A 20,264-nucleotide genomic window follows, 5' to 3' on the forward strand; every position below is an offset into this window, starting at 1 on the left:
AGCAGGACCTCGCCGGCACCCCGGCCACCCCCAACCCCGAAGGACTTCCCACCGCACTCGAGGAGATCCGATGACCGACACCACCACCGCGACCGCGGCGACCCGCGGCAGGCTCTCGGCGCTCGACCGGGGCCTGCCCCTGTGGATCGGCCTCGCGATGGTCGGCGGGATCCTGCTGGGCCGGTTCGTGCCCGGGCTCACCGACGCCCTCGCCGCGATGGAGGTCGCGGGGATCTCCATCCCGATCGCGCTGGGCCTGCTCATCATGATGTACCCGGTCCTGGCCAAGGTCCGCTACGACAAGGTCGCCTCCGTCACGGGCGACAAGAAGCTCCTCGTCTCGTCGCTCGTGCTGAACTGGGTCGTCGGCCCGGCGCTGATGTTCACGCTCGCCTGGGCGTTCCTTCCCGACCTGCCCGAGTACCGCACGGGCCTGATCATCGTGGGGCTCGCGCGGTGCATCGCGATGGTCGTGATCTGGAACGACCTCGCGTGCGGAGACCGCGAGGCCGCCGCGGTGCTCGTCGCGATCAACTCCGTGTTCCAGGTCCTGGCCTTCTCGCTGCTCGGCTACTTCTACCTCACGGTGCTGCCGGGCTGGCTCGGCCTCGACACGCAGGGACTCGACGTCTCGGCCGGTCAGATCGCCCTCAACGTCCTGGTGTTCCTCGGGATACCACTCGTCGCCGGGTTCGCGTCCCGCGCGATCGGCGAGCGGGCACGCGGGCGCGAGTGGTACGAGGAGCGGTTCCTGCCCCGCATCGGTCCCTGGGCGCTCTACGGCCTGCTGTTCACGATCGTCCTGCTGTTCGCCCTCCAGGGCGAGGCCGTGACCTCCAACCCGCTCGACGTGGTGCGCATCGCCCTGCCGCTGCTGGTCTACTTCGCGGTCATGTGGGGCCTGGGGATGCTGCTCGGCGCCGCGCTGCGCCTCGGCTACGCGCGCACCGTGACCCTGGCCTTCACCGCAGCCGGCAACAACTTCGAGCTCGCCATCGCGGTCGCGATCGGGACGTTCGGCGCGACCTCGGGCGAGGCGCTCGCCGGGGTCGTCGGGCCCCTGATCGAGGTGCCCGTGCTCGTCGGTCTCGTCTACGTCTCGCTCTGGTGCGCCCGCTGGTTCCCCGACGGCCCGGCCGTCACGGGCACCGCGGCGTCCGAGGCCCCGCAACCGATCGACGCCCCGCAACGGATCAAGGAGTCACGATGACCGACACCATCCCCGGCACCGCCGAGGCCGTCTGCGCCCCGCAGCCCGACGCGCACGCGATCGGCAGCGACGTCGCCGCCGAGCTCGCCACGACCCTCAAGGCGCTGGCCGAGCCGCTGCGCCTGCGCATGGTGTCGTACGTCGCGACCGCCCCCGCGGGCGAGGCGTGCGTGTGCGACCTCGCGGCGCTGACCCAGGTCTCCCAGCCCACCGTGTCGCACCACCTCAAGGTGCTCAAGGACGTCGGGCTGCTGACGTCGGAGCGTCGCGGCACCTGGGTCTGGTACCGCATCGCCCCCGGGTTCACAGGCGCCGTCGCGACCGTGCTCGACGCGTTCGCCCCCGCGGTGCTCGCCCGCACGGCCGTCACCGCGGCGCCCAAGGGCCTGGCAGGCATCGCGGACGCCGACGCCGCGCTCGACCGCCTCGTCGTCGAGCTCGCCGACGCCTACCCCGTACCCCTCGACGTCGTGCGCACGACCGTGCGCGAGTCGTACGTCGGGCTCGCCCGGACCGCACACGTCAGCGCGCACCTGCTGACCCTGACCGAGCGGTTCGCTCGCCAGCGCCTGACCGACCTCGCGCGCCCCGCCGACGCACCGCCGCAGGTGCTGTTCGTCTGCGTGGCCAACGCCGGACGCTCGCAGCTCGCCGCAGCCCTCGTGCGCCGGTACGCGGGCAACCGGGTCGTGGTCCGCTCGGCCGGCTCCGCCCCCGCGGCAGACGTGCACCCGGGCGTCCGCCCCGCACTCGCCGCGCTCGGCGCCGACGAGGCGTTCTGCAAGCCACTGACCGACGACGCCGTGCGCGCCGCCGACGTCGTGGTCACCATGGGCTGCGGCGACGTCTGCCCCGTGCTGCCCGGCGTGCGCTACGAGGACTGGAAGGTCGGCGACCCCGCGCTCGCCTCCCCCGCCGGCGTCGCGGCGATCCGCGAGACGATCGACGCACGCGTGCGGGTGCTGCTCGGCGCGCTCCTGCCCGACCTCGAGCTGCCGCCCGGCCCCGCGCCGGTCGACGGCGCCACCGACGTCCACTGACGACGACTAGCGCCGTCCGCGCGCACCCACCGAACGTCCCGCCGAACGTCCCACCAACCGTCCCGCAGCACCCCGACCCCAGGAGAGACCAGTGAACGACCAGACCAGCCCTGCGCCGTCCGCCACCACGGGCAGCGCCCCGTCCGCCCTGTTCGTGTGCGTCCACAACGCCGGCCGCTCCCAGATGGCCGCGGGGTTCCTGCGCGCGCTGTCCGGCGGCGCCGTCGAGGTCCGCTCCGCCGGGTCGATGCCGGCCGACCAGATCAACCCGACCGCGGTCGAGGCCATGCTCGAGGTCGGCATCGACATCCGCGCCGAGCGGCCCAAGGTGCTCGCACCCGAGGCCGTCCAGGCCTCCGACGTCGTGATCACGATGGGCTGCGGCGACGTGTGCCCGTACTTCCCCGGCAAGCGCTACGAGGACTGGGCGCTCGAGGACCCGGCGGGCCAGGGAATCGAGGCCGTGCGCCCGATCCGCGACGAGATCCGCCGTCGCGTGCTGGGCCTGCTCGCCGAGCTCGGCGTCGAGCCCGTCCCGGCGGCCTGACCAGCACCTGCGCGGGCCTGCCGGGATCCCGGCGGGCCCGCGCAGGTACTAGGGTGGCAGGAGCGGATCGCGGGCCCCTTCTTGGCCCGTACCGACGGCCCGGTGCATGGGCCGTGGATCCCCGGCACCGGATGGCGTGCCCGACCAGACCGTCGCCGCGACCTCGCGGCCTGGCTCCCCTGGAGACGCCCCCGTGCTTCGTGCACCCCGTTCCGCCGCCCTCGCCCTGCTCGCCGTGGGAGCGCTCACGCTCAGCGCGTGCTCGGACGACGCCGCCCCCGCCGACACCGCGAGCACGTCCTCCGCGTCGACGTCCGCCGGCACGTCGTACCCGCTCACGCTCGACAACTGCGGCTTCGAGACCACGATCGACGCCGCGCCGCAGCGCGTGGTCACGATCAAGTCCTCGACCACCGAGATGATGCTCGCCCTCGGGCTCGGCGACCGGATCGTCGGCTCCGCGTTCCCCGACGGCCCGCTGCCCGACGACCTCGCCGCCGACGCGCCCGAGACCGTCACGACGCCGATGTCCGACAAGGTCCCCGGCGCCGAGGCGGTGTACGCGCTCGAGCCCGACCTCGTGTTCGCGGGCTGGGAGTCGAACCTCACGGGCGACGGCGCGGGCGAGCGCGACACGTACGAGAAGGTCGGCGTCGCGACGTACGTCGCGCCGTCCGCGTGCAAGGAGGCCGGCTACCAGCCCGACCCGCTGACCTTCGACTCGGTCTTCGACGAGATCACCCAGGCGGGCGAGATCTTCGACGTGCCGGACGCCGCGGCCGACCTCGTCGCGCAGCAGCGCGCGACGCTCGCCGACGCCACGCCCGACGACCGTGGCCTCACCGCCCTGTGGTACTCCTCGGGTTCCGACACCCCGTACGTGGGCGCCGGGATCGGCGCGCCCCAGATGATGATGGACGCGGTCGGGCTGGAGAACGTGGGCGCCGACGTCCACGACACCTGGACGTCGATGGGCTGGGAGTCCGTCGTCGCGGCCGACCCCGACGTCATCGTGCTCGTCGACTCGGTCTGGAACTCGGTCGACGACAAGATCGCCTACCTCGAGGGCAACCCCGTGACGGCTGAGCTCACGGCCGTCAAGCACCACCGGTTCCTCACGGTGCCGTTCGCCGCGTCCGAGGCTGGTGTGCGCAACGTCGACACGGTCGTGGACCTGCAGGCCCAGCTCGCGGACCTCGACGTCGAGGGCTGAGCCGACCGTGCCGACCACGACCACCCCGACCCCCGCCCCGACCACGGCAGCGGCACCGGCCCGACGCCGCGACCCGCGCGCGGCCGTCTGGGTCCCCGCCGCGCTCGTGGTCCTCGTCGCGAGCGTGGTCGGGTCGGTCATGGTCGGCGCCGCCGACCTCGGGGCCGCGGACGTCGGTCGCACCCTCGTCACGCACCTCGGGCTGGGTGGCCTGCTGGGCGTCGAGCCGCTGCCCGCGCTCCAGGACGCGACGATCTGGGAGCTGCGCATGCCGCGCGTGCTCACCGCCGCCGCCGTCGGTGCGGGCCTCGCGGTCTGCGGCGTCGTCATGCAGGCCCTGACGCGCAACCCGCTCGCCGACCCGTACCTGCTCGGCTTGTCCTCGGGCGCGTCGTTCGGGGCCGTGCTCGTGCTCGGCGCGGGCGTGGCCCTGCTGCTCCCGCTCGCCGCGTTCGTCGGGGCGCTCGCGGCGCTCGCCGCGGCGCTGCTCCTGGCGCGCGCCATGGGCGTGATGACCCCGACCCGGATCGTCCTGGCCGGTCTCGCGGTGAGCCAGCTCGCCGCCGCGGCCACGTCGTTCGTGGTGTTCTGGTCGGCCCAGGGCGACGCGTACCGCGACATCCTCTCCTGGCTCATGGGCTCGGTCGCCCGCTCGACCTGGACGTCGGTCGCGATCGCGGGCGTCGCGGTGCTCGTGGTCGGGGGGCTGCTCGCCTCGACCGGCTCGGTGCTCGACGCGTTCACGTTCGGCGACACCGCCGCCGCGGGGCTGGGCCTCGACGTGCAGCGCACCCGCTGGGTGCTCCTCGTCGGTGTCGCGCTGCTCACGGGCGCGCTCGTGTCGGTCTCGGGCGCGATCGGGTTCGTCGGCCTGACCCTCCCGCACGCCGTGCGGATGCTCACGGGCGCGCGGCACCGCCTGCTGCTGCCGCTCGCGGGCCTGTTCGGCGCGAGCTTCCTCGTGTGGGCCGACACCATCGCGCGCACGGTGTTCGCGCCGCGCGAGCTGCCCGTCGGGATCGTGACCGCCGCGATCGGCGCGCCCGTGTTCGCGGTGCTGCTGTGGCGCGGGAAGGCGGTCTGAGATGCGTGACCGGACGACGGACGGGACCAGCAGGGTCGCAGCCCCGGGGAGCACCCCCGGGCTCGAGGTCGCGCGCGTGCGCTGGTCGGTCGCGGGTCGGCTCATCGTCGACGACGTCGACTGCACCGCTCCCCCGGGCGCGTTCACGGGCCTGCTCGGACCGAACGGCTCGGGCAAGTCGAGCCTGCTGCGCCTCGTCGCGGGCATCACCGTGCCGGACGCCGGCACCGCGGCCTTCGCCGGGACCGACCTCGCGTCGGTGCGCCGTCGCGAGAGGGCCCGACGTGTCGCGTTCGTCGAGCAGGAGGCCGCTGCCGAGACGCCCCTGCGGGTGCTCGACGCCGTGCTCCTGGGGCGCATCCCGCACCGGTCGCTGCTCGCGGGCGACACCGACGCGGACCGCCACCTCGCGCGCGAGGCCCTCGCCCGCGTGGGCATGGCGGAGTTCGCCGACCGTTCGCTCGCCACTCTCTCGGGCGGCGAGCGCCAGCGCGTCCACGTGGCGCGCGCGCTCGCGCAGGAGCCCTCGCTGCTGCTGCTCGACGAGCCGACCAACCACCTGGACGTCGCCGCGCAGCTCGCGACCATGACGCTCGCGCGCAAGCTCGCCGCCGACGGCGTCACGGTGCTCGCCGCCCTGCACGACCTCAATCTCGCGGCCGCGGCGTGCGATCACGTCGTGATGCTCGACGCCGGCCGGGTCGTCGCGGCCGGGAGCGTCAAGGAGGTCCTGGTGCCCGCGGTGATCGAGCAGGTCTACGGCGTGCGCTGCGACGTGCTCGAGCACCCGGCGACCGGCCGCCCCGTGCTCGCGTTCAGCTGAGCCCGACCCGGTCTCACGCGACGAGCGAGGTCACGAGCAGCACGCACGCGACCACGCAACTCGCCGTGCGGATGTCGTTCCACGCGGTCCACCGCTCGGCATACTCGGGCCAGAACGCCCTGGCCTCGCCGATCTCGACGCGGTCGATGCGGTTGTTGAGCGGCACGTTGCCGGCGATCGTGACGCCGACGCCGCCCGCCACGTAGACGACGGCCCCCGCGATCACCCACCCGAGGACGGGCCCGCCGTCGTCCGCCGCGACCACCACGAGCACGGGAGCGACCACGACCGCGAGACCCGTGCCGAACAGCGCGACCAGGAGGGGCCACCGCACGGCCGCGTGGTTGACCGCGCGCATCGCGCCCGCCGCGAGCGCCGGGCTCGAGCGCCGCAGCGCCGGCATCACGACCGCCGAGAACGCGAAGAACACCCCGGCGACCACCCCCGTCCCGACGGCGGCGAGCACGACCACGAGCACGGCGACCACCTGCGCGACCATGCGGCCACCCTCCCAGCCGCGGCCCGACGCGACGGGACGGCGCGCCGTCCGCCCCCGGTCCCCCTCGACTTCCCGCTCGACTCCCCCTCACCGCCGACCCTCCCCGCCGACCCTCACCGCCGACCCTCACCGCCGACCCTCACCGCCGACCCGGCGATCTCGTACGTTCCCGGCCCCTGTACGGCACACGAACGCCGGGTCGGCGGACCACGATCGCCGGTTCGACGACCGCACTCGTGCTCGGCCGTCGGGTTCGGGGCAGGATGGACCCATGACCACCCCGCTCTGGATGACCGGCGACCCCGCGGCCGACGGAATCCTCGACGCCGACCCGTTCGCGCTGCTGATCGGCATGCTGCTGGACCAGCAGTACCCGATGGAGCACGCGTTCGCGGGCCCGCGCAAGATCACGGAGCGGCTCGGCACGTTGGACCCTCGCGTGATCGCGGAGACCGACCCGGCCGACTTCGCGGCGCTCTGCTCGACGCCGCCCGCGGTGCACCGCTACCCCGGCTCGATGGCCGCGCGCATCCAGGCGGTCGCGCACGTCGTGGTCGACGAGTACGACGGCGACGTCACGAGGCTCTGGCTCGGCGACGGCTCAGGCCCCGCGCCGACCGGCCGCGAGGTCCTGCGTCGCCTCAAGGCGCTGCCGGGCTTCGGCGACCAGAAGGCCAGGATCTTCCTCGCCCTGCTCGCCAAGCAGCGCGACGTCACGCCCGAGGGCTGGCGCGAGGCCGCAGGCCCCTACGGCGAGGACGGCTCGCGCCGGTCGATCGCCGACGTCACGAGCCCCGAGTCGCTCGCGCAGGTGCGGGCGACGAAGCAGGCCGCCAAGGCGGCGGCGAAGGCCGCGAAGTCCAGCTGACCCGGCGAGCCGTCAGTACGACTCGGTCACCGGGGTGTCGTCGTCGTCGCGCTCCGAGTCGAACGCCTCGGTGACCCCACGCTCGTAGCCGTCGGCGTACCCCTCCTCGTACGACTCCTCGCTGCCGGTGCGGAAGAGGTCGTCCTCGGCGGGGCGCACGAGCGCGCGGGCGCCGGGCCCGTCGTCGGGCGTCACGAACCGGCCGAGGCCGCGCACGATCGCGAGCGGCCGGGCGGTGGCCTTGCCGCGCACGAGCTCGGTCGCACCCGCGATCTCGTCGACGACGGCGCTCTGCGTGACGCGGATCTCGCGCCCGTGCGTGTCGGTCGTGCCGCGCAGGTCGTGCACGACCCGCACGCCGGCGACCCCGATCGCGATGTCGGTCTGCCCCTCGCGCCACGGGCGCCCGATGGTGTCCGAGACGACGACGCCGACCTCGACACCGAACCGCCGCACGAGCGCGGCGCGGATCGCGCGCGCCGAGGCGTCCGGGTCCTCGGGCAGCAGCAGCACGGTGCCCTCGGGCGTGTTGCTCGCGTCGACCCCGGCCGCCGCCATGACGAGCCCGAGGCGGTTTTCGACGATCCTCAGCACGCCGTGGTCCGAGCTGCGCGAGGCGACGGGCCGCACCGTCTCCTCCGTGATCGCGGCCTCGCGGTCGGCCGCCGCGCGCACGCGCCCCTCGGCCTTGGAGACGATCTTGCTCGTGACGACGACGACGTCGCCCGCCTCGAGCCCGCCGTCGCGCTCGATCGCGTCGCCCACGAGCGCACCGAGGTCGTCCCCGGGGACGACCTCGGGCAGCGCTGCGAGCGCCCAGACCGAGAACCGTGCGGGCGAGGCGACCGAGCCGGAGCTCGGCTCGAGTCCGACCGGCGTCTCGTCCGGCGCGGGGGTGACGCTCATGCGGGGTCCTCTCGTCGTGCGGGCGTGCGGAGGGCGGACGACGTCCGGGCGGACGACGCGCGTGCCGACCAGGCACGGGCCACGGCCACGGCGCTCGCCCCCGCTCGATGCACGAACGTTAGCGGCTCAGGGCCGGGAGCACCTGGCGGCCGAACGTCTCGATCCACTCGCGCTGGTTGCGGCCCACGTTGTGCAGGTAGATCCGGTCGAACCCGAGGTCGACGAACTGCTGGATGTAGGCACGGTGCACGTCGGGGTCCTCCGAGATCACGAGGCGGTCCTCGAAGTCCTCGGCGCGCACGAGCTTGGCCATCTGCTCGAGGTCGTGGGGCGAGCGGATGTCTCCCTTGGGGAACTTCATGCCGCCGTTGGGCCACTGCACGAGCGCGTTCTCGAGCGCCTCCTCGTAGGTCGACGCCCACGACATGTGGAGCTGGAGCACCTTGGGCATGGTCTCGGGGTCGCGCCCGGCGTCGCGCGCGCCCGTGTCGAACCGGTCGAACAGCATCGAGATCTTCTCGAGCGGCGCGCCCACGGTGATGAGGCCGTCGGCGACCTTGCCGGCACGCTTGGCGGTCACGGGCCCGGCGGTCGCGACGAGGATCTCGGGCGGAACCTCGGGCATGGTCCACAGCCGCGAGGACTCCATCTTGTAGAACTCGCCCGCGTGCTTGACGTCGCGGCCCTGGAGCGAGGCGTTGAACAGCTTCTTGATGATGTCGATGGCCTCGAACATGCGGTTGATCCGCTCGGGCGCCTCGGGCCAGTAGCCGGCGACGACGCGCTCGTTGAGCGCCTCGCCCGACCCGAGGCCGAGCCAGTGCCGCCCCGGGTACATCGCGGCGAGCGTGGCCGACGCCTGGGCGACCATCGCGGGGTGCCAGCGGAACGTCGGGGCGGTCACGCCCGGGCCGATGTCGCCCGTCGTGCGCTCGCCCAGCGCCGTGAGCACGTTCCACACGAACGAGGCCTCGCCCTGCGCGGGGACCCACGGCTGGAAGTGGTCGGCGGCCATGGTGCCGCTGAACCCGTGCTGCTCGGCGAGCGCGCTGAGCTCGACGGCCTCGGTGGGGTGGAACTGCTCGAGTGCGGCGGCGTAGCCGACGGTCAGGGATGCCATGCTCCGAGACTATCCCCGTCGGACCGATTACCCGAGACCTGCGGTTCTGGGTAGTGCGCGTGTCGGGCGGACGTCGCACGCGGCGTCCGCGGTCCGAGAGAGTCGCACGCGCCGCGCTCGATCTGGGACAATGGCGCCCATGAGCACCTTCTCGTCCGCGGCCGACGCCGCCCCCGCCCCGACCCCCGCCACGCCCACGACCTCGGCCACGCCCGACGTCCGCCCGGCCGGCGACGTGGTCCGCGCGACGGTCCGCGAGGTGCCGGACAAGGTGAGCACCGACGGGCTCGAGGCCAAGTACGACGCCGCGTGGACCGCGCAGGGCACGTACGCGTTCGACCGCACGCGCACGCGCGAGCAGGTCTACTCGATCGACACCCCGCCGCCGACCGTCTCCGGGTCGCTGCACGTGGGCCACGTGTTCTCGTACACGCACACCGACGTCGTCGCGCGCTTCCAGCGCATGCGCGGCAAGGAGGTGTTCTACCCCATGGGGTGGGACGACAACGGCCTGCCGACCGAGCGCCGCGTCCAGAACTACTACGGCGTGCGCTGCGACCCGACCCTGCCCTACGTCGAGGGCTACGAGCCCCCGCACGAGGGCGGCGAGGGCAAGAGCATCAAGAGCGCCGACCAGCAGCCGATCTCGCGCCGCAACTTCATCGAGCTGTGCGAGCGGCTCACGGTCGAGGACGAGCGCACGTTCGAGGAGCTGTGGCGCCGCCTCGGGCTCTCGGTCGACTGGAACCACCACTACCAGACGATCTCGGCCGACGCCCGGACCGTCGCCCAGAAGGCGTTCCTGCGCAACCTCGCGCGCGGCGAGGCCTACCAGGCCGAGGCCCCCGGCCTGTGGGACGTCACGTTCCAGACCGCGGTCGCGCAGGCCGAGCTCGAGGCCCGCGACTACCCGGGGCACTTCCACCGCGTCGCGTTCCACCCGACGTCCGACAGCCCGGCCGCGGGCACGCCCGTGATCATCGAGACCACCCGTCCCGAGCTGCTCGCGGCGTGCGTCGCGCTCATCGCGCACCCCGACGACGAGCGTTACCAGCACCTGTTCGGCACGACCGTGCGCTCGCCCCTGTTCGACGTCGAGGTGCCCGTCGTGGCGCACCCCGCCGCGCAGGCCGACAAGGGTGCGGGCATCGCGATGTGCTGCACGTTCGGCGACCTGACCGACGTGCAGTGGTGGCGTGAGCTGCGCCTGCCGACGCGCTCGATCATCAGCCGCGACGGGCGCATCACGCGCGAGACGCCGGCCTGGATCGAGACCGAGCCGGCGCGCGCGCTGTTCGCCGAGCTCGAGGGCAAGACGACGTTCTCGGCCCGCACGGCCGTGGTCGACGCGCTGCGCGCCTCGGGCGACCTCGACGGCGAGCCCGTCGCGACCCAGCGCAAGGCCAACTTCTTCGAGAAGGGCGACAAGCCGCTCGAGATCGTCACCTCGCGCCAGTGGTACATCCGCAACGGCGGCCGCGACGCCGACCTCAACGCGGCGCTCCTCGCGCGTGGCGCCGAGGTCGCGTTCCACCCCGACTTCATGCGCGTGCGCTACGACAACTGGGTCGGCGGCCTCAACGGCGACTGGCTCGTCTCGCGCCAGCGGTTCTTCGGCGTGTCCATCCCGCTGTGGTACCCGGTGCTCGACTCGGGCGAGGTCGACCACGACCACCCGATCGTGCCCGACGAGTCGGCGCTGCCCGTCGACCCGTCGTCCGACGTGCCCGCGGGCTTCACCGAGGACCAGCGCGGCGTGCCTGGCGGGTTCGTGGGCGAGGCCGACGTCATGGACACCTGGGCGACGTCGTCGCTCACGCCGCAGATCGCGGGCGGCTGGGAGCGCGACGAGGACCTCTTCGCGCGCGTGTTCCCCATGGACCTGCGCCCGCAGGGCCAGGACATCATCCGCACGTGGCTCTTCTCGACCGCGGTGCGCTCGCACCTCGAGCACGACTCCGTGCCGTGGCGCAACGCCGCGATCTCGGGCTGGATCCTGGACCCCGACCGCAAGAAGATGTCGAAGTCCAAGGGCAACGTCGTCACGCCCATGGGCCTGCTCGAGGAGCACGGCTCGGACGCGGTGCGCTACTGGGCGGCCTCGGCGCGCCTGGGCACCGACGCCGCGTTCGAGGTCGGCCAGATGAAGATCGGCCGCCGCCTCGCGATCAAGATCCTCAACGCGTCGAAGTTCGCGCTCGCGTTCGGCGACGGCGAGATCGTGCTCGACCCGGCGCTCGTGACCGAGCCGCTCGACCGGGCGATGCTCGCCGGGCTCGCCGACGTCGTGGACCGCGCCACCGAGGCGCTCGAGGCATACGACCACACGCGCGCGCTCGAGACCACCGAGACGTTCTTCTGGACGTTCTGCGACGACTACCTCGAGCTCGTCAAGGACCGCGCGTACGGCGCCGGCGCCGACAGCGACGAGGTCGACGCCGCGACCCGCTCGGCCCGCGTCGCGCTCGGCCTCGCGCTCGACGTGCTGCTGCGCCTGTTCGCCCCGGTCGTGCCGTTCGCGACCGAGGAGGTCTGGTCGTGGTGGCGCGAGGGCTCGATCCACCGCGCGCCCTGGCCCACCTCGGGCCCGCTGCGCGAGGCCGCGGGCGACGCCGACCCGGGCGTCCTCGCCGTCGCCGGCCACGCCCTCGCCGCGCTGCGCAAGATCAAGTCCGAGGCCAAGGTCTCGATGCGCACCCCGATCCTGAGCGTCGAGCTCGCGGTGCCCGCCGCCGGGGTCGCGGGCGTCGAGGCGTCCGCGGTCGATGTCCGCAACGGCGGTCGCGTCGAGGGCCCGCTCACGGTCGTCGAGGCCGCCGCGGGCCAGGGCGACCCCGCGGTCCAGGGCGGGATCGTCGTCGTCGCCTCCGAGCTCGGCGAGCCCGTGGTCCGCAACCGCGGCTGACCACCCACGACGGCCGGGCCGGGGGTTGCCCCCGACCCGGCCGTCGTGCGTGCGGCGTGCGGGGTCTCAGAGCTCGTGCAGCCGCCTGCTGTCGCCGCTCATGCTCACCGCGGACTCGCTGGGCGTGCCGTCGTCGGTCCAGCGCAGCACGGCCCCGACCCCGTCGGTCAGCGCGACGCTGCCCGCAGGTGCGAACGTGACGCCCGCGTCCTGACCGAGCGCCGCACGCACGAGCGCGACGCCGACCGGGTAGCGGTGGATCTCGTCCTCGACGCCCATCTCGGCGATCGCCTCGCGGCTCGTGCCCACGTGCAGCGGCGACGGCCCGACCCAGACCTCGCGCTGGCCGTCGCCCGCCGTCGCGAGGAGCTCGTCGCCGAGCACGAGCTCGGCGACCTGCCCGCGCGCGAGCACGGCCACGACGTCCTCGAGCGAGGACACTCCCCCGCTCGCGCGCCCCTGGCCCTCGCGCAGCGCGTCGAGGACGACGGCGCGCCGGGCGGTGCGCACCTCGTCCACGACCTCGGCGCACCGGCCCGTGAACGCCGCGGACGGCGCCTCGCCGCGGACCCCGCCCGGGACGTCGCGCACGAGGGCGAGCACGGGCCGCCCGAGCGCAGCCTTGACCAGCCCCGCGGCGCGCACGTCGCCCGTGAGGATCACGACCTCAGGACGACGCTCGGCGACCGACGCCTCCACGCGCCGTGCGACGGTCTCGGCGTTGCGCCCCCAGGAGTCCTCGGCGCGCGCCTCGACCCTGCGCTGCGCGGTGCCGCCGACCGCGGCCTTGCTGACCTCGTCGTGGTCCCCCTCGACGGTCTCGGCGCCCTGGTCGATCCCGTCGGGCCCCGAGCGCGACCAGCGCAGGTCGGCGCCCGTGCGGTCGACGACCACGACGAGCCGGTCGACCGACTGCTCGGCCGCCCGCCCCGCGGGCAGCAGCACGGGCACGGGACCGTAGGACGCAACAGGCGTCGCGGGCGGCGCCCCCACGACGCGGTCGACGAGCACGCCGTCGTCGTTCGCGACGACGACCTTCGCGTGCGGACCGCGCACGTGCGTGGGCCGCATCACGGCCTGCTCGAGCAGGTCGACGGTCGCCTGGGGGGCGCCGTCACGCACCAGGGAACGCACGACCCCGCGCCATCGGTTCTCGACCTCGCGCTCGCCCGCGTCGCCGTCCCGCGTCACGTCCAGGAAGACGGTCGCGAACGGCCCTGCGGTCCCGAGCAACGGCTTGAGCCAGTCGATCTTCATGCAGGATCCTTCCGTCGTCGACGGGGCGCGGCACGCCGCACGGCCACGCCCGAGGATCACCCCAGCGTGGGGCACGCCGCGACACCCCGCCACCCGCAGGGTCGAGACCCTCAGGCGTAGAGGTCAGGCTCCTGGTCGTCGGACGACGCGCCGTGCGCGAGCGCGATGATCCGGTGCTGGCGCTTGACCTCGCTCACGATGAACTCGCGGAACTGCTCGGCGAAGGCCGGATCGAGCCCGGACGAGGCCGCGATGCCGCCGAGGCGAGCGATCTGCGCGGCCTCGCGCGTCATGTCCGCCGGCGGCAGGCCCGCCTGCGCCTTGAGCTCGCCGACGCGGCGCGTGCACGTGAACCGCTCGGCCAGCAGGTGCATGAGCGCGGCGTCGATATTGTCGATGCTGGCGCGCAGTGCGAGGATCTCGGCGGGCACTTCGGGCGACGTCATCCGTCGATCCTACGGTCGAACTGCCTAGGACGACGCGTCCTGGGTATCGTCGCGGACGGGTAGAGTTCTGGGGCGCCCTGCCCACCCGAAGCGGAGTCCCCATGCAACGAAGCGAGTCGCCGACCCTCGTCGAGGTCGACGCCCGGACCACCATCCCGTCCCTGCTCAGCGCCCGCGTCGAGCGCTCCGCGGACCTCCCGCTCGTCGAGCGGCGCGGCCCCGACGGCACGTGGGAGCCCGTGACGGCCCGCGAGTTCGCCGACGACGTCGCCGCGGTCGCGCGCGGGTTCCTCGCGCGCGGGCTCGAGAAGGGCGACCGCGTCGCGATCATGTCGCGCACGCGCTACGAGTGGATGCTGCTCGACTTCGCGGCGTGGGCCGCGGGCCTGGTCCCCGTGCCCGTGTACGAGACCTCGTCGCCCGAGCAGGTGCGCTGGATCCTCGAGGACTCGGGCACCCGCCTCGCCGTGACCGAGACCGCCGCGCACGCCGCGACCGTCGCCGCCGTCCGCGACGCGCTGCCCTCGCTCGAGGACGTGCTCGTGCTCGACGACGGAGCCCTCGAGGCCCTGCGCTCCGCCGGGACCGCGGTGACGGCGTCCGCCCTCGAGGCGCGGCGCGACGCGTGCCAGCGCGACGACGTCGCTACGATCATCTACACCTCGGGCTCGACCGGACGCCCCAAGGGCGCCGAGCTCACGCACGGGAACTTCGTGCACCTCGCCCTCAACGGCGTCGAGGGGCTCGCCGAGATCGTCGCGCCCGCCGGCGCCCGCACGCTGCTGTTCCTGCCGCTCGCGCACGTGTTCGCGCGGTACATCCAGGTCATGGCCGTCGCCTCGCCGAGCGTGATCGGGCACTCCCCCGACACCAAGGACCTGCTGGCCGACCTCTCGACGTTCCGTCCCACCTACCTGCTCGCGGTGCCGCGCATCTTCGAGAAGGTCTACGCGGGCGCCGAGCGCAAGGCGGGCGGCGGCACGCGCGGCAAGGTCTTCGCGTGGGCCGCCGAGGCCTCACGGGCCTACTCGCGCGCGACGTCCGCAGGACGCGCGTCGTTCGGGGTGCGCGCCCGGCACGCGGTCGCGGGCCGGCTCGTGCTCCAGACCCTGCGCGACGCTCTCGGAGGGCAGGCGACCTACGCGATCTCGGGCGGCGCACCACTGGGCGAGGACCTCGGGCACTTCTTCCGCGGCGCCGGCCTGACGATCCTCGAGGGCTACGGCCTGACCGAGACGACCGCGCCCACGGCGGTCAACCGCCCGGGCAGCACGCGCGTCGGGACCGTCGGCACCGCGTTCCCCGGGACCTCGATCCGGATCGCCGACGACGGCGAGATCCAGGTCCGCGGCGCGCACGTGTTCCACGGGTACCGCAACCAGCCCGGCCTCACGGCCGAGGTGTTCGACGACGGGTGGTTCCGCACGGGCGACCTCGGCACGATCGACGACGACGGGTTCGTCCGGATCGTGGGCCGCAAGAAGGAGATCATCGTGACCGCGGGCGGCAAGAACGTCGCGCCCGCACCGCTCGAGGACCGCCTGCGCACGCACCCGCTCGTGAGCCAGGCCGTCGTGGTCGGCGACCAGCAGCCGTTCGTCGGCGCGCTCGTGACCCTCGACGCCGAGGGGCTCGAGCACTGGACGACGACGCGTGGCCGGGCCCCGCTGAGCCTCGCCGAGGCCGCGACCGACCCCGACGTGCTCGCCGAGGTCGACCGGGCCATGGCCACCGCGAACGAGATCGTCTCGCGCGCCGAGTCGATCCGGAAGGTCACGGTGCTGCCGCTCGACTTCACCGAGGAGAACGGCTACCTGACGCCATCGCTCAAGGTGCGGCGCCCCATCGTGCTCGACGCGTTCGCGGACGAGATCGCCGCGCTGTACGGCACGCCCCGGGCCTGAGGCCCGGCCTCAGGCCGACTTCTCGCGCGGGGCCCGCTTGGGCTCCGCGCGGGGCACGATCGTCGGGTTCACGTTGTCGAGCACGACGTCGCGCGAGATGACGACGCGCTCGACGTCGTCACGGCTCGGGACGTCGAACATGACCTGCTGGAGGACCTCCTCCATGATCGCCCGAAGCCCGCGCGCGCCCGTGCCGCGCAGCAGCGCCTGGTCGGCGATCGCGCCGACCGCGTCGTCCTCGAACTCGAGCTCGACGCCGTCGATCTGGAACATGCGCTGGTACTGGCGCACCAGGGCGTTCTTGGGCTCCGTGAGGATGCGCACGAGCGCGTCGCGGTCGAGCGGCGAGACCGCCGCGATGATCGGCAGGCGCCCGATGAACTCCGGGATGAGGCCGTAGGTGTGCAGGTCCTCGGGGCGGACCTCCGCGAAGAGGTCCGCGGTGTCGTCCGACTCCATCGGCGCGCCGAACCCGACGCCGCGCTTGCGCACGCGCGAGGCGACGATGTCGTCGAGCCCCGCGAACGCGCCCGCCACGATGAACAGCACGTTCGTCGTGTCGATCTGGATGAACTCCTGGTGCGGGTGCTTGCGACCGCCCTGCGGCGGCACCGAGGCGCTCGTGCCCTCGATGATCTTCAGCAGCGCCTGCTGCACGCCCTCGCCCGAGACGTCGCGCGTGATCGACGGGTTCTCGGCCTTGCGGGCCACCTTGTCGACCTCGTCGATGTAGATGATCCCGGTCTCGGCCTTCTTGACGTCGAAGTCGGCCGCCTGGATGAGCTTGAGGAGGATGTTCTCGACGTCCTCGCCCACGTAGCCGGCCTCGGTCAGCGCGGTCGCGTCGGCGATGGCGAACGGCACGTTGAGCATCTTCGCGAGCGTCTGCGCGAGGTACGTCTTGCCCGTGCCCGTCGGGCCGATGAGCAGGATGTTCGACTTCGAGATCTCGACGTCGGAGTCGTCGTGCGCGGTCCGCGGCGCCTCGGCCGCCTGGATCCGCTTGTAGTGGTTGTACACCGCGACCGCGAGGGCCCGCTTGGCGGCGTCCTGCCCGATGATGTACTGCTCGAGGAAGTCGAAGATCTCCCGAGGCTTGGGCAGGTCCACCAGGCCCAGCTCGGCCGCCTCCGTGAGCTCCTCCTGCGCGATCTCGTTGCAGAGCTCGACGCACTCGTCGCAGATGTAGACACCAGGGCCGGCGATCAGCCTCTTGACCTGCTTCTGCGACTTCCCGCAGAAAGAGCACTTGAGCAGGTCGGCGCCGTCCGAGATCCGGGCCACTATTCGTCTCCTCGCCTCTGGTCCACGCTTCCTGCCCCCATTGGACACCACCGGAGGCCCGTTGTCAGCAGGGCACTCCGGTGGGTCCGTCCCCTCATGGGGTGATCTGTCCCGTCATGAGGGGTCTTTCGTCACGGGCGGTTCTGGATGACCGGCTTGCGGCTCTCGAGCACCTGGTCGACGAGGCCGTAGTCCTTGGCCTGCGCGGCCGTGAGGATCTTGTCGCGCTCGATGTCCTGCTGCACCTGCTCGAGGCTGCGCCCCGTGTGCAAGGACAGCGTGCTCTCGAGCCACTCGCGCATGCGGATGAGCTCGTTCGCGTGGATCTCGATGTCCGAGGCCTGCGCGTAGCCGCCACCCTCCATCGCGGGCTGGTGGATCAGCACGCGCGCGTTCGGGAGCGCGAGACGCTTGCCCGGCTGACCCGCCGCGAGCAGCACCGCGGCGGCCGACGCGGCCTGCCCGAGGCACACCGTCTGGATCTGCGGCTTGATGTACTGCATCGTGTCGTACAGCGCCGTCATCGCGGTGAACGAGCCACCGGGCGAGTTGATGTACAGGATGATGTCGCGGTCCGGGTCCGAGCTCTCGAGCACGAGCAGCTGGGCCATCACGTCGTCCGCCGAGGCGTCGTCGACCTGGACGCCCAGGAAGATGATGCGGTCCTCGAACAGCTTGGTGTAGGGGTCCTGCCGCTTGTAGCCGTACGCCGTGCGCTCCTCGAACTGCGGGAGCACGTAGCGGGACGACGGCACGCCGTTCGGCAGGGCGCGCCCGCCCGCGCCGGCGAGGCGCTGGGCGGTGGAGATGTACTGGGACTCGATGCTCACGGGTTCTCTCCTCGTGGGGTGGAAGGTGTCGTGGGGACGTGGGCGCTCAGGCGCCCGTCGTCCCGCCGCCGCCGGTCACCGAGCCGGCGTGCTCGACGACGTGGTCGATGAACCCGTACTCGAGCGCCTCGGTCGCCGTGAACCAGTTGTCGCGGTCGTTATCCTTGTTGATCTGCTCGAGCGTCTTGCCGGTCTGCTCGGCCGTGAGCTCGGACAGCACGCGCTTCATGTGCATGATGAGCTGCGCGTTGATGCGCACGTCGGTCGCGGTGCCGCCGATGCCGCCCGAGGGCTGGTGCATCATGACGCGCGCGTGCGGCGTCGCGTAGCGCTTGCCCTTGGCGCCCGAGGAGAGCAGGAACTGCCCCATCGACGCGGCCATGCCCATGGCGACCGTCGCGACGTCGGGCTGGATGAACTGCATGGTGTCGTAGATCGCCATGCCCGCCGTGATCGACCCGCCCGGCGAGTTGATGTAGAGGTAGATGTCCTTCTCGGGGTCCTCCGCGGCGAGGAGCATCAGCTGGGCGCAGATCGCGTTCGCGTTCTCGTCGCGCACCTCGGAGCCGAGCCAGATGATCCGCTCCTTGAGGAGCCGGTTGTAGATGGAGTCGTTGAGCGCGAGCCCGGGTCCCTCGGCTCGTGCCATCGGCAGCTGGTCGTTCACGTCCATCTCCTTGCGTCGTCCTACGTCACCGTTGCAGTGACCCTAACGCGCGGGCACCCCGAGGATCGTCCTGATCCGGGGCCGTTTCGCTGTAGGCGCACGGAGTGCCGGACGACGCGGGGCCGGCACGCACGACGGCCCCCGCCCGTGGTGGGCGGGGGCCGTCGTGGCGGTGCGTGCACGGCCCGGCGCGAAGGCCGGGCAGGGCGGGTCAGGCCTTGGCGTCGTCCGCGGCCGGGGCCTCGTCCTCGGCCGGGGCCTCGTCCGTGGCGGTCTCGTCCGTGGCGGTCTCGGCAGCCTCGGCCGCGTCCTCCTCGTCGGAGCCCACGAAGTCGGTCAGGTCGACCTCGGCGCCCGAGGCGTCGACGACCTTGACGCCGCGCAGCGCGACGGCGAGCGCCTTGGAGCGCGCGACCTCGCCGACCATGGCCGGGATCTGGCCGTTCTGGTCGAGCGACTGGATGAACTGGTTCGGGTCCATGCCGTACTGGCGCGACGCGCTCACGAGGTACTCGAGGAGCTCGTTCTGCGCGACCTTGACCTCGAGCTTCTCGGCGAGAGTGTCGAGCAGGATCTGGTTCTTGAGGGCCTCGGTCGCCTGCTCGGTGACCTCGGCGCGGTGCTCGTCGTCCTCGAGGCGGTTCTCGCCCTCGAGGTGGCGGTGCACCTCGGCCTCGACCGCACCCTGGGGCACGGGGATCTCGACGACCTCGAGCAGGTGCGCGAGAAGCGCGTCGCGCGCCTCGACGGCCTGGTCGGAGACCTTCGCGTCGGCGACCTGCGAGCGCAGGTCGTCGGTCAGCTCGGCGAGCGTGTCGAACTCGGACGCAAGCTGCGCGAACTCGTCGTCCGCCTCGGGCAGCTCGCGCTGCTTGACCGTGGTCGCGGTGACCGTGACCTCGGCCTCCTTGCCCTCGTGGTCGCCGCCCGCGAGGGGCGCGTTGAAGGTCGTGGTCTCCTCGGCCGAGAGGCCGGTGAGCGCCTCGTCGAGGCCCTCGAGCATGTTGCCCGAGCCGATCTGGTACGACACGCCGGAGACCGAGTCGACCTCCTCGCCGTCGAGCGTCGCGGCCAGGTCGATCACGACGAAGTCGCCCTCGGCGGCCGGGCGGTCGACGCCCACGAGGGTGCCGAAGCGCTCGCGGAGCGACTCGAGGCGCTCGTTGACGTCCTCGTCGCTGACCTCCGACGCCGACACCGAGAGCTCGAGGCCCTCGAGCGACGGGATCTCGATCTCGGGGCGGACCTCGACCTCGGCGACGAAGTGGAGCGAGCCGTCGGTGCCGACCGGCACCTCGGTGACCTCGACCTCGGGCTGGCCCATGGGGCGCAGCTCGGCCTCGGTCACGGCCTGGCGGTAGAAGCCCGGGAGCGACTCGTTGATCGCGTGCTCGAGCACGGCACCACGACCGACGCGCTGGTCGATGATGCGCGGCGGGATCTTGCCCTTGCGGAAGCCCGGGACGTTCACCTGCTCCGCGATGTGCTCGTACGCGTGCGCGATGCTCGACTCGAGCTCGCTGTACTCCACCTCGACGGTCAGCTTGACCTTGGTGGGCTCGAGGGTCTCGACGGCGCTCTTCACTTCGATGATCTCCAACTGATCGGGGCTGGCCGACGTGCGGCAGAGGTACGTGCTGGCCCTGGGCACGAGAATCGGC

18 protein-coding genes are annotated in these 20,264 nt (G+C 73.0%); 9 read left to right on the forward strand and 9 right to left on the reverse strand.

All coding sequences use genetic code 11. The annotated features are described in order from the left end of the window. Nucleotides 1-70: 70 nt before the first annotated feature. The 6 genes from arsB (at nt 71) to CLV28_RS00030 (ending at nt 5,917) form a co-directional block, all read left to right on the forward strand. Entirely contained in the window at nt 71-1,210 is a 1,140-nt protein-coding gene (gene arsB, locus CLV28_RS00005) for an ACR3 family arsenite efflux transporter (RefSeq protein WP_100421291.1), read from the forward strand. Then, a complete protein-coding gene (locus CLV28_RS00010; protein ID WP_100421292.1) occupies nt 1,207-2,250 on the forward strand; it encodes a metalloregulator ArsR/SmtB family transcription factor in 1,044 nt (347 codons plus the stop codon). Before arsB ends, CLV28_RS00010 begins: the two co-directional genes overlap by 4 nt. A gap of 91 nt (nt 2,251-2,341) precedes the next feature. Beyond that, nucleotides 2,342-2,797, forward strand: a complete 456-nt coding sequence (locus tag CLV28_RS00015; protein WP_100421293.1) for an arsenate reductase ArsC — start codon at nt 2,342-2,344, stop codon at nt 2,795-2,797. Between the two features lie 193 nt (nt 2,798-2,990). Next, nucleotides 2,991-4,010, forward strand: a complete 1,020-nt coding sequence (locus CLV28_RS00020; protein ID WP_239073347.1) for a putative F420-0 ABC transporter substrate-binding protein — start codon at nt 2,991-2,993, stop codon at nt 4,008-4,010. Nucleotides 4,011-4,017: 7 nt separating this feature from the next. Continuing rightward, complete coding sequence (locus tag CLV28_RS00025) at nt 4,018-5,094, forward strand: putative F420-0 ABC transporter permease subunit (RefSeq protein WP_100421295.1); 1,077 nt, start codon at nt 4,018-4,020, stop codon at nt 5,092-5,094. A 1-nt stretch (nt 5,095) separates the two neighbouring features. Then, on the forward strand, nt 5,096-5,917 hold the full coding sequence (locus tag CLV28_RS00030; RefSeq protein ID WP_100421296.1) for a putative F420-0 ABC transporter ATP-binding protein: 822 nt from the start codon (nt 5,096-5,098) through the stop codon (nt 5,915-5,917). Between the two features lie 13 nt (nt 5,918-5,930). Here the strand turns inward: CLV28_RS00030 and CLV28_RS00035 are convergent, their stop codons facing one another. Next, on the reverse strand, nt 5,931-6,416 hold the full coding sequence (locus tag CLV28_RS00035) for an anthrone oxygenase family protein (RefSeq protein WP_100421297.1): 486 nt from the start codon (nt 6,414-6,416) through the stop codon (nt 5,931-5,933). Nucleotides 6,417-6,687: 271 nt separating this feature from the next. Between CLV28_RS00035 and CLV28_RS00040 the strand changes: the two genes are divergently transcribed. Beyond that, nucleotides 6,688-7,284, forward strand: a complete 597-nt coding sequence (locus tag CLV28_RS00040) for an HhH-GPD-type base excision DNA repair protein (RefSeq protein WP_100421298.1) — start codon at nt 6,688-6,690, stop codon at nt 7,282-7,284. 12 nt (nt 7,285-7,296) lie between these two features. On the opposite strand, the gene CLV28_RS00045 is transcribed toward CLV28_RS00040, so the two are convergent. Both CLV28_RS00045 and CLV28_RS00050 read right to left on the reverse strand, forming a co-directional pair. Continuing rightward, nucleotides 7,297-8,190 carry a coenzyme F420-0:L-glutamate ligase gene (locus CLV28_RS00045; protein WP_100421299.1) on the reverse strand — a complete coding sequence of 298 codons (894 nt, stop codon included), beginning with the start codon at nt 8,188-8,190 and terminating at the stop codon, nt 7,297-7,299. Between the two features lie 118 nt (nt 8,191-8,308). Then, the gene (locus CLV28_RS00050) at nt 8,309-9,310 is read right to left on the reverse strand and encodes a TIGR03557 family F420-dependent LLM class oxidoreductase (protein WP_100421300.1); all 1,002 of its coding nucleotides are present in this window, start codon (nt 9,308-9,310) and stop codon (nt 8,309-8,311) included. 139 nt (nt 9,311-9,449) lie between these two features. On the opposite strand from CLV28_RS00050, the gene valS reads away from it, so the two are divergent. Next, entirely contained in the window at nt 9,450-12,215 is a 2,766-nt protein-coding gene (gene valS / locus CLV28_RS00055) for a valine--tRNA ligase (protein ID WP_100421301.1), read from the forward strand. A gap of 66 nt (nt 12,216-12,281) precedes the next feature. On the opposite strand, the gene CLV28_RS00060 is transcribed toward valS, so the two are convergent. Together CLV28_RS00060 and CLV28_RS00065 are read right to left on the reverse strand one after the other, a co-directional pair. After that, nucleotides 12,282-13,472 carry a baeRF2 domain-containing protein gene (locus CLV28_RS00060; RefSeq protein WP_100421302.1) on the reverse strand — a complete coding sequence of 397 codons (1,191 nt, stop codon included), beginning with the start codon at nt 13,470-13,472 and terminating at the stop codon, nt 12,282-12,284. 110 nt (nt 13,473-13,582) lie between these two features. Further along, nucleotides 13,583-13,918 carry a chorismate mutase gene (locus CLV28_RS00065; RefSeq protein ID WP_100421303.1) on the reverse strand — a complete coding sequence of 112 codons (336 nt, stop codon included), beginning with the start codon at nt 13,916-13,918 and terminating at the stop codon, nt 13,583-13,585. Between the two features lie 101 nt (nt 13,919-14,019). Between CLV28_RS00065 and CLV28_RS00070 the strand changes: the two genes are divergently transcribed. Beyond that, entirely contained in the window at nt 14,020-15,822 is a 1,803-nt protein-coding gene (locus tag CLV28_RS00070) for an AMP-dependent synthetase/ligase (protein WP_100421304.1), read from the forward strand. Nucleotides 15,823-15,831: 9 nt separating this feature from the next. On the opposite strand, the gene clpX is transcribed toward CLV28_RS00070, so the two are convergent. The 4 genes from clpX to tig all read right to left on the reverse strand — a co-directional run bounded on the left by clpX (nt 15,832) and on the right by tig (nt 20,188). Beyond that, on the reverse strand, nt 15,832-17,106 hold the full coding sequence (gene clpX / locus CLV28_RS00075) for an ATP-dependent Clp protease ATP-binding subunit ClpX (protein ID WP_100421305.1): 1,275 nt from the start codon (nt 17,104-17,106) through the stop codon (nt 15,832-15,834). Between the two features lie 131 nt (nt 17,107-17,237). Then, nucleotides 17,238-17,936 carry an ATP-dependent Clp protease proteolytic subunit gene (locus CLV28_RS00080; protein ID WP_100421306.1) on the reverse strand — a complete coding sequence of 233 codons (699 nt, stop codon included), beginning with the start codon at nt 17,934-17,936 and terminating at the stop codon, nt 17,238-17,240. 46 nt (nt 17,937-17,982) lie between these two features. Next, a complete protein-coding gene (locus tag CLV28_RS00085) occupies nt 17,983-18,609 on the reverse strand; it encodes an ATP-dependent Clp protease proteolytic subunit (protein ID WP_170062601.1) in 627 nt (208 codons plus the stop codon). 205 nt (nt 18,610-18,814) lie between these two features. Continuing rightward, nucleotides 18,815-20,188: a trigger factor gene (gene tig, locus CLV28_RS00090; protein ID WP_100421307.1), complete on the reverse strand. Its 1,374-nt coding sequence runs from the start codon at nt 20,186-20,188 to the stop codon at nt 18,815-18,817. Nucleotides 20,189-20,264: the final 76 nt, after the last annotated feature.

The sequence above is a fragment of the Sediminihabitans luteus genome, assembly GCF_002797595.1.
In the GTDB taxonomy this organism is placed as follows: Bacteria; Actinomycetota; Actinomycetes; order Actinomycetales; family Cellulomonadaceae; genus Paraoerskovia; species Paraoerskovia lutea.